At 36.8% G+C, this 13462-nt stretch carries 3 protein-coding genes; all 3 read left to right on the forward strand.

Annotated elements, in window-relative coordinates; all coding sequences use genetic code 11:
- Positions 1–4 precede the first annotated feature (4 nt).
- The 3 genes from J7604_RS22730 (at position 5) to J7604_RS22740 (ending at position 13452) form a co-directional block, all read left to right on the forward strand.
- The gene (locus J7604_RS22730; RefSeq protein WP_293901380.1) at positions 5–5530 is read left to right on the forward strand and encodes a hypothetical protein; all 5526 of its coding nucleotides are present in this window, start codon (positions 5–7) and stop codon (positions 5528–5530) included.
- 62 nt (positions 5531–5592) lie between these two features.
- Entirely contained in the window at positions 5593–8562 is a 2970-nt protein-coding gene (locus tag J7604_RS22735) for a hypothetical protein (RefSeq protein WP_293901383.1), read from the forward strand.
- 9 nt (positions 8563–8571) lie between these two features.
- Positions 8572–13452, forward strand: a complete 4881-nt coding sequence (locus tag J7604_RS22740) for a hypothetical protein (protein ID WP_293901386.1) — start codon at positions 8572–8574, stop codon at positions 13450–13452.
- Positions 13453–13462: the final 10 nt, after the last annotated feature.

Here is a 13462-nt window from a genome sequence, read left to right on the forward strand (position 1 = left end):
GACAATGCTGGCTACAATAAGAAAATATAAACGTCCGATTTCGATATTTTTCCTGTTCAATTTTATAACAGGAGCCTTGCCATATAGAGCTTTGGCTTTAACGTCAGGACCTTCACAACCGGAGACTCAACAATTTGCTCCCGCTGGTATGGACAACATGGTTGATCCGTTTACAGGGGACTTTAGTTATAATATTCCATTAATGGATGTTGGGGGATATCCGATCAATCTGAATTACGCAGCAGGGATAACACCTGATGCTGAAGCAAGCTGGGTAGGACTTGGTTGGAATGTAAATGTTGGTGCGATAAATAGAAACGTGAGGGGCTTGCCAGATGATTTTGCTGGTGACGAGGTTGAAACTGTTTACAATGTCAAACCAAATCAGACTTTTGGTCTTAATTTTTCATTTAATCCTGCGAAGCTTGAAGCATGGGGATTTAAAGTAGGACTTACTCAGTCAATGAATTTGTTTTATAACAACTATAACGGATTTGGTTTTGGGATGGGCATAAGGCCTTCGATTGATTTACCATTAAGCAGCAAATCCAAATACAAAGTTGGGCTTGGAGTTGATTTTAATATGAGTTCAGAAGATGGTGCTAGCATAACGCCTAGTGTAGGTCTTGGGCCCAGACAAGACAATGGAAGGAGCGAGACAGGATTTGGTGCTAACCTGAGTTTCCCTTACAGCACAAGGGAAGGCTTAAAAGGAATGTCCCTATCTACATCTTATTCCTATACAGGAAAAGACAAAGCAGGTAAAGCAACAGAAAGATCAGGTGGGCACGACTCCTTTATGGGATTTGCGTTCCCCACTTATACTCCTTCTGTAAGTCATGATCTTATCAATACTAATGCTACACTTAACCTTAGTTTTGAATTGAGTAATGAGGCTGTTGAGCAGGGTCTACTTGGTATTGGGGGATACTATTCTGGTCAGTTTTTAAAGAGTACATCAAAGAAGAATCCAGCTTATGGATACATGTATTCCGGACTAGATGGCCAAAGCGATGATGCGATGCACGATTTCAACAGAGAGAAAGATGGAGGAGGATTTAATGATGCAACTAAAAACCTTGCACTGACCAATTATACTTATGATATATTCAGTGTATCCGGCCAGGGTGTAGGTGGATCTTACAGATTATTCCGTGGCGATGTTGGTAACGTTGGTGATCCGATTAACATTGAAGAAAATCATGTAGGGGAACTTGGAGTTGGTTTTGGATCAGGTTCGACCCCTTCCATGAAGGTAAATGTGGATGTTAAATACAGCCATGTTGGTACGGTAAGTTCGCGTTGGTCAAATGGTCAGTTTCAAAATTTTAACGATCCTACTGCTGATTATAATACAGCCAGAGAAATGGTTTATTTTAAAAAGATAGGTGAAACAGCGCCAGAAACAGATGGGGACTTTTTGAATAATGTCCAGAAAGGTTCAAGCACATTGGGATATAATCTTATTTCAAATGATGGAATGCTAGATGGTAGTATGTTTGACAAGAAGAAACCCAATATAGGAAATGCTTCTTTAGGACAAAATAACAAAAGACAGGTAAGACGCAAACGTAACAACCAGTTTACTTACATTACTGCAGGTGAAGCATTCAACAAATATTCGCTGATGCCTATTCGTAATCATCATCTCAATGAATTTGATGTAAATACTAATACCTCTTCAAACAGTTATTCAAGAAAGGATAATGTCATAACTTATGTAGGAGACAATCTGGACAGGATTGATCAATACAGGAAAGGGCATCATATCACAGAGATAAGAGTTACAGATAATGGAGGCTCGAGATACTGCTATGGTATCCCCGTTTACAATAACTATCAGGAAGAGGTTACATTCGCTGTAGATGCTACTACTAAGGCAGATCCTAAATCAAACGCAATTAAAAAAAATCTGGTAGAATATTCATCAACTGAGGCAAGTACTGGTAATACCAGCGGGATTGACAGAAGCTATAATAAAGTTACTACAGGAGCACATGCTACATCTTATTTGCTGACATGTATTCTTTCTAGTGACTATGTAGATAGTGACAATATCCCAGGTCCATCAGACGGTGACCTTGGTAATTATACTAAATTTAATTATGTAAGAACTTCTCAGAATTTCCAATGGAGAACTCCTTATCAGGAAAATATGGCCTCTTTCACTGACGGTCTTGAAACTAAAGATAATGATGATAAAGCTAACTACCTATATGGTAAAAAAGAGGTTTGGTATCTGCATTCGATAGAAACAAGAACTCACGTAGCTGAATTTCATTTGTCCCCTAGAAAAGACGGAAGAGGCGTAAAATCTTCAAGCGGAGGATTGAGCACATCTACTGAAAATACACTTTACAAACTTGACAAAATAGATCTTTTCTCAAAAGCAGATAAACTTAACGGTTCTAAAGAACCGGTTAAAACTGTGCATTTTAAATATGATTATACACTTTGTCCCAAAACACCAAATAGCTCTGCAACTCTGGAAGAGGGAGAAGGCAAGCTGACCTTGAAGAAAGTTTGGTTTACATACGGCCTTTCAGGAAAGGGAGTTTTAAATCCATATGCTTTTGATTATTCTGATTATAATCCTGCCTATAACCTGAAGGAATATGATAGATGGGGTAACTATAAAGCACAAAGCGAGTTGGCAGGAACATTTGGTAACGAAGCTTTTCCTTATACAGATCAGGACACGACACTCCAGGACAAACAATGTGCAGCCTATTCGCTTACCAAAATATATACACCTACAGGGGGAACAATCCAAGTGCATTACGAAAGTGATGACTATGCTTACGTTCAGGACAAACGAGCTATGAGGATGTTCAAAATTATAGGCTTTAGCAGAACAAACTCATCAGCACCTAATAATACACTATTTGATATAACAGACGGAGGGCTTGCAGGAAAGATGTTTTTGCATGTAGATCTTGGAGAAGGGTTCACTGCCAGGGATGCAAATCATGCCAATGAAATACTTCGAAAAGAATATCTGGACGGTATCAATTTGATGTATTATAAGGCAAAACTAAACGTAATCAATGACCCAAATCCTCTGGTACAAGATAAATTTGAGTATGTACCCGGCTATACAGAAATTAATATTTCCGGAAGTATAGCAAAAAATCCTTTAGGTGGAAATAAATACACAACAGCAATTATTCAATTGATTCCAGATAAGACCAAAGGCTCAAACTCCAGGAACATTAATCCGATAGTCAGAAACGGATGGATGTTTGCGAAGATGAACCTTGGAAGAGAATTGAAAGGGCTTGGTGATGCAGAAACAAATGGTGTTATGCAGGTCATTAAAACGATGATTGCACAGGCAGACAATATCCTTTCTTTCTTTGCCGGATTTGCTTCAGTCATGGAAGCGAAAGGTAACAGTAACACAATTGAATCCAACAAATCTTTTGTGAGACTTAACGATGTTGACAAGAAAAAACTAGGTGGTGGCCATCGCGTGAAAGCAGTTATTATGTCTGATAACTGGAATATGATGGGGGCTTACAAAGAAACAACTTCAAACGGAAATAAAGAGGTGGCATATTATGGGCAGAAGTATGACTATGTTACCAACGAACTGTCAAATGTGCTTGACGAGAATGGCAAGCCAACCAAGAGACCAATTAGTTCAGGGGTGGCATCTTATGAACCTATGGTAGGAAATGATGAAAATCCATTCAGACTTCCTGTATTCAGTATACAAAAGCTGCCATTAGCTCCATCCAGAGAGTTTTATTTAGAAGAACCATTTGGAGAAATGTTTTTCCCGTCTCCTACTGTTGGTTATACAAAAGTAGTAACAACCCCAGTTAAAGTTTTGTCAGGTAATTATGATGTAGAAGAGTTGGAAGGTAATGGCACTGGTTTTGTAGAGCAGGAATTCTACACTGCCAAAGATTTTCCTACCATAACAGAAAGAACAGAACTTAAACATAAGAGAGATAAACCAAATCTGATCCTTAACTTCCTTAAAGTAGGAGCAACTGATATCGTTACATGTAGCCAGGGATATAAGGTAGAGTTGAATGATATGCATGGTAAGGAGAAATCGAAGAAAGTCATGCCTGAAGTTGCAGGAAATGAAACGGATGTTCAGCCAATTTCATATGTGGAGTATAGATATAAAAAGAATACGGATGGAAGTTTAAGTAATTCTGTTCGATATATTAATCCTACCAATCTTGCTATAGAAAATGAATCTATCAATACTCAGTTAGGTGTGGATGTTGATATTGTTCATGATACTAAATACTACAAGTCGGTTACAGCAGGTGGAGGTCTTGATTTTAATGTCAAAGGGATTTTCCCGGTAATACCGATAGTTGGAGTAATACCAATGCCTACATGGAACCTGGAATCGACAGAATTCAAGTCAGTGGTAACTACAAAAGTTATCAATAGAATCGGTATTCTGGAGAAGACTATAGCAATGGATAATGGCCAGACCATTACTACAGAGAATCTTGCATGGGATAAGGAAACAGGAGAAGTTTTGTTGACAAAAGTCGATAATGAATTCCATGATCCTATCTGGACCTTTAATTACCCAGGATACTGGGCTTATGATGAAATGAAACTGGCTTATAATAATGAAGGCATCATTTATAGGAGCGGAGGGAACTTTACATTAGATAACTTTAAAACAGCCTTTCTGAATGATGGAGATGAGCTTCTTTGTGAATCATCTGGTGGGTATAAACTCGGGTATTATGACAATAACAGATACGTTACAACAGGCAAAAAGATTATAATCGACAAAGACGGTAATGAAATCACCGGTATAACAAGGATAAAAATCATTAGATCCGGTTTGCGGAATGTAGCTATGACTCCTATTGGTTCAATTTCATGTATGGATGATCCATTGGCTAATAATGTCCGCCTCCAGTTCAGCAGAGTTATCAATGCAGGAGCAACAGAGTTCAAGTTTATTTGGAAGGCGTTTTGTAATTGTTTGGATGATAAACAGGTTGCAGAAGGAAATCCGTTTGTTCTTGGCAAACGAGGTAGTCTCAGGTCTTATAAAGCATGGACTTATCTTACCGAGAGATATCAGGCAAACGTTAATAATAATGTTGATATCAAAAGAGATGGTTATTTTTCCGATACCTTCATTCCATTCTGGACCTACGCAGGCAGCAAGTTCGATAAAGTGAATAATATTGCTGCAACTAAATGGCAATCTGTCGTTCAAATTGAAAACTATAACCAGATTGGAATGGAGATAGAGAATAAGGATGCATTGGACAGATACTCCATGGCGCAGTTCGGGTATGGAAGAAATCTACCAACAGCTACTTCCAATAATTCAAGGTATCAGGAGAGTGCATTTGATGGATTTGAAGACTATGACTATGGAGACTGTAATGATGATCACTTTAGCTGGAGGTCACAAAATCCGACGATAACTCATACAGAATCGCATACTGGAAGGTCAGCAATTCAGGTGCCACCTAAATCTTCTAAAAAGATTAATAAAATCATAGATCCATGTAATCCGACTTCAGCTCAATAAATGACTGATTCAAATATTACATATAGATAAATAATAATGCAATACAGATATATGTTGCTTTTATGAAAAAAATTATTCCATTTCTATTGTTGTTATTTTGTTCTAGCGTATTTGCGCAGGGAGGATTGGAACATAATGAGGTTAAGGTTGCTTCAACAAGAAATTATCCTTTTGAACAATATGTAGTAAGCACTAAGCTTAGTGTAAGTATGAAATATAACATTGATCTATACAAAGACTATGTTTTGAAACTTACTATACCTCATGAATTTTGCTTTCCTGGTTCAGGTGGATTTAGTACTAATATTACTGCCGGTACAGAGCAAGTAAGAATGACAAAAGTTTCTGATATCCAATCTGGAAATAATCACGAGATCATTTTTAACGTGGAATTATTGACAATAACTACAGGTTGGAACTCAATAAATATTCCAATATTCAATATCAGAAATAATTATCTGAACGAAGATTGTTCAAATACTTTATCCAGAGATATTCTTTTTGATCTGAAGGCAAAATTAATATCACCTGCCAACAGTCCATTTGAAGATGCTCTACAAGCAAAAACGATTGTGACTATTCCAAAAGGAACAACAGGAGATCGTCAGCCTTCAATCGAACTGTCACATAATCAAGGAACGGTAGATAAACCTTTTTACTATGACATGTCAGTAAGTAATGTGTATTTCGTGAATAAGATACGGTTTGCCATGTATTATGATAAAACAGATTTTGATTTTATCACAGTCAGAAGATATTATGACCAGTCATTTATTTCAGATATTTATGGCTATCAGCATGGTGAACAAATATCTGCAAATGTTGTAGGTGACAGTCTTATTTTCGAGTTAGACAACTCGGGTGGAGGTAATTATTATCGCTTCATGATCTATATGAGACCACATAATAGTGCAACATTGGACGCTGCTCATCAGGTTGCGGTTAACATCAGAGAAAATGATCCCTTAAAGCAACTACAAGAACAAACCAGCTGTGGCCTTATCAAACGATTTGCTTCTAAAATATATGACACCTATGGACAAATCACATATACTCCCGGCACATACAAACAATCATTGTCCCATTACTTTAGAAGTATAAATTACAGTACTTGTAAAGATTATTGCTCAAAAACATATCCTGATAATTACATCGTAATAGAGACTAATGGCACTTACCTTACAAGCTCGTCTTCTAGGGGAATTAGAGTTAATATGAGGAAGAATACAAAAGTTAAACATATTGATTTCTTTAACCAATACACAACCCCAATCCCTGCAAGTTTTATAGTGAAATATAAGGTGTGCGGTCAATCTGCAGAAAGCTCAACATTGTATAGTACTATCAATTCCAACAATAGAATTTTAAACCTTAACCAAAGTCTTGAATATATAATTGTAGAGGGAATGCCTTTAGCAGCACAGTCAGCTAATGACTTTGTGGTGTATTATGAAGATGATGATCTCCCATCTTCCTGCGGATTTGATAATAAGTTTGAAATAGGATATACAGATCAAACATTAACGTCTTACCCATCAAGCGTAACCATAACACCTGGATGCACGCTCTCAAAAAACATATCTGATTCCTATCTTGCTGACGCTGTATTTAACTCAGGGGAAGAAGGTTATGTGAGAATAGGCCTTTATGCTGCCAATGGGAATTTACCAGGTACATATAACTTTAATAATATTATCTATTCATTAAATTCTAAAATGTCTTTTACCAATGAGGCTCTTAAATTCTACATTGGTACAGACAGCGATCCGGATTTGTCTGATTTCAAGCCCTATGCAAACTGGACCAATAGTACTTTAGTCGGACAAGGTTTTGTTGTCAGCAAAGCACCTTTACCACTGAATAAAAAGAATTTGGTGATTAACAATGTTAAGCTTAATAATACCTGTGGTACAGCAGTATATTTTTATATTCTTGCAAAAGTTAAGGCACAAGCCAAATTACCAAGGCTGGATGCTGGCTATATATCTTCTGTTACAGAGAATGATCCAAACCTAGAGTCTTATTTGCAGACATGGAATAATGCCGGATCTTTCGTGTTGAAAGGAGGGGCATTCCTTGCATGTGGTGGACAGAACAATGGTAATTCTTCAGTAAGACTTGGTGAGAACATAATGGTAAATTATGTCATTGAAAATGCAGGTCCGGAAAAAATGAATCAATTTACGCTCATCATAGATAAGCTTTCTATTGGTGCATTTGATTTAGTTCCTGATGCAACGGGAGTCCTTTATAAGGTAGATGATAATAACGTAAGAACTCTTGTTAACAATTCAATTACTATTTCAGGTAATCAGGTTAGTATCAATTCGGAATTATTGGGCTATAATAAACTTGAACTTGGATTGTTTTATAAAATTCCTAATGGTAGTCAATATACAAATCAAATAGCAATCACCAACTTTTCCGTAGAAGGCCTAGGTGCAGATGGTACACCATCCAATGTTGTTAAGTCAAATGATCTTCAATTAACAATCTCTAAAAGCTATTCATCCTGTACTCCAGTATCATGCTCGGAATGTATAACTTCTTTTTCCCCATTACCGGATCAGAAATATTTATTATCTGCATGGGTAAAAGAGCCTTTAACAGATGTAACCAATACATTTCTTAACACAGGAATCAAGATCACATTTAATAATGGAGAAGTTGATGAATTTCCTCTTTTCCGTCCCTCTGGCCCAATCATAGACGGATGGCAAAGAGTTGAGCAATCTTTTATTGTACCTTCAGATGCAAAAAATATTCAGATAGAACTGGTCAATGAAAGTGAAGGAAATAATGCATTCTTTGATGACATACGGGTTCATCCTTTTAAAAGCAATATGAAATCTTTTGTTTATGATCCTTCAACACAAAAATTGGTAGCAGAACTTGATGAAAACAATTATGCCACTTTTTATGAATATGATGATGAAGGTATACTTATCAGGGTCAAAAAAGAAACTGAAAGAGGCGTCATGACCATTAAAGAGTCCAGAAATAACCAGAGTAAAATTTTTAAAAATAAATAAAATTATTTTATGATCAGGATAATTATTTATCTAGCATTTTTATTATCGATCAATACAGTATTCGCCAAGGAATTTGTGGATAAAACAGATTATTCCAAATCGGATATGAATGTTTCGCCCACAAATAATCTGGGAGAAGAATACCAAAATTTTGCTCTTGTTCAAAATACGATTTCAGATCCGGCAAGCAGGACATTTTTCGTAAATAAGGCTTTTGGTGTTGTTCAGCTGTATTATCCTCTAACTTCCAATACTGTTCCTACTAATGGAACTGCAGAAGTTACTGTTGATCTTACTTATACAGTAGAGGAAAACAATGTTCTAGTTGACCGTCATAAAATTTCGGTTCTGAAAATAGATATGAGTGCAGCTCATTTTGCACCGATTGCTTTGGAAAGACTTGAGAATGCATTGAAGATCTCTGGCCGTATCACAAATGTAAACATACCAGCTACAGGCTTTGAAGATATTAAGCTACAATTCAGAGTTGAGACAGAAGTGTTTGAAAATATGTCTTATTCTCAGGCAGTGACAGGAATTTTAAAAGACGATCAGTTTGTCAATACAGAAGGTAGCCTTCTTGTTTCATGGAACGCATTAAATAATGCAGAAAGTTATGAACTAGAATGGACATATATCTCTAATCAGGATCCGGAAAATATAAATAATACCTTACCTCTTGCTCAAATTCAATTAAGAGATAATCTTCTTTTCAGAACCAATAGCTCTAGAGTGGAATTAAAATCAAATTCATTTAAAATTCCATTAATATATGAGAAAGGTTTGATTTTTTACAGAGTCAGACCTATAGGAAGAAACATTGCAAATGGAGGATTGGTAACCGTAAAAGGTAAATGGACTCTTGAAGAGAATTCAACAAGTGTGGCGGGAATTTCTACTGATCATTATTACGAATTCTCGGGTCTTGAACAAAGTATGAACTGGCAATCATCTGTTAGTTTTGCTGAAGAGGGAAAGAGCAAGGTTGTATTAAGTTATCACGACGGTTCTTCGAGAAACAGACAGGCAGTTACCCGTGTCAATACTGATGAAAGAGCAATTGTAGGAGAAACATTCTACGATTATAACGGACGGCCTGCTATTCAGATATTGCCGGTTCCGGACAAGGGCGCCAATAATTTATATTATCATCCTCAATTCAACAAGATAGAAGATGAAAACGGAGCTCCTTTACCTGTAACAAAATCCAGCTATGATATTGCCACAGAAGGGGCAGGTTGTGATGTTGACTCTCCAACTCTTGATGAGGGTTCAGGGGCTTCTCATTATTATTCTCCTTCCAACTCGTTTGAAACGTCAGGAAATAAAGGGATTAATATTATAAATAAAGGTCTGATTCCGGATGCCAAAAAATATCCCTATACTCAGACTAAATACACCAATGACAATACCGGAAGAATTGCTGCACAATCAGGAGTAGGTGATGCTCATCAGATCAAGTCTGGTCATGAGACAAAATACTTGTATGGTACACCTGATCAGGAGGAGTTAACCAGACTTTTTGGGACACAGGTAGGTAATAATGCACACTATAAGAAAAATGTAGTTGTTGATCCGAATGGTCAGGTAAGCGTTTCTTATCTGGATATGGACGGAAAAGTTATTGCTACAGCACTAGCTGGTGGAAGCCCTGAAAATGTTAAAGGTTTGGAAGGGCCAAAGGGAAGACATATTAATTCTCAACTTCTTTCAACTATTTCAAATATTCTGTCAGAAGATAAAAGGTCTAAAAGCTACCTTAAGAAACTTGTAGTGAGTGAAAACAATACAAGTTATGTATTCTCTTATAACTTTTCAGCAAAACCATACATTATCAAGTGTACAAATAAATCTGAAAATGCTGTACAAGATATTAATTTGTCTGCAGTACTGGATGCTGAAATAGAACTACAAAGTTGTGGAGAAAGGATATTTCTTCAGCCATTATCGAGTACCTATCAGTTTGGAAATGGGGCAATCCAGACTGGAAATACCACTATTACGAAAGTACTTAATGCAGGTGAGTATACATTAACAAAAAAGATTAAAATCAATGAAGCTAAGTTAAATGATTACCTTAGCCAGTATTTAAGTAATTCAGCTTATACATGTGTAATTCCGGTTGGAGATTACATTAAAGATTCTATCGATATTGCTGACCTTTCAGGTTGTGGATACTCATGCGAAACGTGTCAGAACAATGTAGAGACATTGATTACCAACATTGATTCCAGAAGAGATGGCGTAACAACTCCAAAACTTACTGAATCGGAGAAAGAAGGAATGAGGTCTAAGTGTTATGACCTTTGCAGAAGCAATATAGCTTGTGTCTCTGCTCTTAACGGTATGCTTGCAGATCTTTCGATAGGTGGTCAATATGCTGAAATCAGGGAAAAAAATCTTGAGTCTCCTAAAGCACCCAGTATTCAATCTGACGACTTTGTCAATAAAGGAGATATAACAGAATCTGAATATGATGTCCCATTAAACAATGATCCGGAAGGGAATATGATGGGTACTCCTATTACAGATATCAATGTATCTAAGTTCAAGTTGTCAGTTTTCAATCCTGATAATATTCTTTCTGTTGTTCCTATTACTTTAACGGATGGAACCAAAATTTCAAGAGCTGATTGGCACAAACCAATAAGAATTATAATTGATGGATATCCTAATGCGGAGGCAGATTACAATCAATCTATTTTTAAGGATGAAGTCAATTTAAATACAGCTGAATATGAAGAGACTAATTATTACGGAACTGATGGCAAGCTTGTGTATGCTAAGGTTATCAAATCCGGAAATACTTACTTCCCTGAATTTATTCCTGATGGAGCTTCTGCACTGGTAACAGTGAATGAAGAAATAGGAGAGTATAAAATTCCTGTGAAGTACTTAAAAGATATTGCCATCTTCGAAAATTACTGGAAACCTCATTTCGCCAATTATCTGGTTGTATATCATCCGGAATACAAATACTTTGTAGAATGTACTGGACAAAATACTATTAATGAGTTTGAATATAAGCTTGTTACTTCTGAAAATATTTCAGATGATACAAATCATCAATTCGTGAACTCTGACGGAACTGTCAGCATAGTTGACAATGATCCCTTATTTGCGGGTAATGCAATCCTGAAAAAGCATTTCAAACTACTTTTCAATAATTATAAAGTTGTAGGAGGTAATACATCACTCTCAATGGTGCAAGTTGCAAACCTTGGAGTAGGATGCCCTGTTTCGACTGTTACCTGCCCGGGCCCTAGCTGTCCATCAAATCTGATGACTACAGGAGCTGCCTGGAACATGTTCAAGTCTTTATATCTAACAGAGCGCCAGAAAGTGTTAAGAAGTCTCGCTACTGCAAAAGCTATAGAAGGTGGATATTATAATGGCTGTATCGGGGATCCTGATTTTACATCTACAGACGAGGCTTCACCATTCTTTCAATTCAGGGAATATACTTCCAGTCGCATTGAAACGCAAAGGAACTGTAGCGGTTGGTGGGTTTGGCGCAATTGCACAGAGAGCCAGGTGGAAGTGAAAGATACTTATTATTCAATACCATATTTTGACAGCAAACAAACCTGCTTTGTTTGGAGATCCAGATTCTATGGAGACAGAATAAGAAAATTTTATCAGAAAGTATACCCTCTTGGAGCAGAGTTGCAGCAAGGTAGATGTATTAGGAAAGTTCATGATCCTGAAACAAATACTGATGTAGATATGGTAGTTAATTGTCAGGAAGACGAGGAGCTTTACATTAACCAGATTAATGATGCGGTTGCAAGACAACGTTATGAGGATTGTGGATTATGCCCCATTGCTTCGGATATCCAGGATTTTATTATACAGGCTCAAAGAAAGAAGATATTAAAAAATACTTCTCCTATAGTAGTAGCCTGCCCTCCATCAACAAGTTTATTAATGCTCGGAGGTACACTTATAAGGGAGTTTAAGATTGGCTCCACAATTCCTGCAATAAGATGGACAGGAACGTATGATGAAGCGACAAGAATTCTGACAGGAGAACTATCTTCCTCTGCTGATAATACTTTTACGCCACCGACCAAGACAATTAAAATTACTCTTAACTTCAGCACATTACCTTCTGGAATGGTGGTAGATTTTAACAAACTTAAAATCTGCTGTCTAAACCCAACAGATGCTACACATTTTAAAATGACTGTATACTACACCGGTTATTACAAAACTTCCGATAATTCTTTATTAGCAAGTATTGACAGAATTGCTCCCGAATTACAAAGTGGTTATCAGAAGGCATCATTTGAAATAAACGGGGAGGTAGAAAATACTTCGTTAACGCCATGTATAATTGCCCCAAACTGCCAGGTTACAGGAGCAAGCAAAAATATAGTCGGCTTCCTCAATATGCTGAACAAGCAGGTTATTAATGATAAAACTGCTCAGCTCGTTTCTTCAACGGATGTTAATTTGTCAAGCTCAGCAATGATAAAGTATTATGAATATCCTTTGAGAAAGCTACTTAACATTAACGCGCTTGATGCAAACGGAGATCCGGCCATTACATTAACTTCCATCGCACCTAAATGGAAAAGTTCTGTAAATGCTAATGGTATCCTGATGGGGGAGTTGACTTATTCAACAAGCAATAAGGTCAGTATTAATATCAGGAAAACAGGTAGCGCTTCTACTGCACTTGATTTCAATACAGTGAATTATTTTACCAACATACAACCGGTCACTGATGTGTCATCTTGCACTGGCAATGAATGTTCATTGAATCTCTTCACTGCCGATGCAGTGACTGTTGATTCAAATAACAATAAAATATACACAAAGGTAGAGATTGAAGTACCTAACTATACAATGACAGTTTGTAAAAAGGCTGTACAAGGATCTAATTAAGAATATAATT

This window comes from Sporocytophaga sp. (assembly GCF_017745095.1).
In the GTDB taxonomy this organism is placed as follows: Bacteria; Bacteroidota; Bacteroidia; order Cytophagales; family Cytophagaceae; genus Sporocytophaga.

Coding starts and splice junctions, on each gene's coding strand:
- J7604_RS22730 (WP_293901380.1), top strand. CDS start 5: ATGCTGGCTACAATAAGAAAATATAAACGTCCGATTTCGATATTTTTC.
- J7604_RS22735 (WP_293901383.1), top strand. CDS start 5,593: ATGAAAAAAATTATTCCATTTCTATTGTTGTTATTTTGTTCTAGCGTA.
- J7604_RS22740 (WP_293901386.1), top strand. CDS start 8,572: ATGATCAGGATAATTATTTATCTAGCATTTTTATTATCGATCAATACA.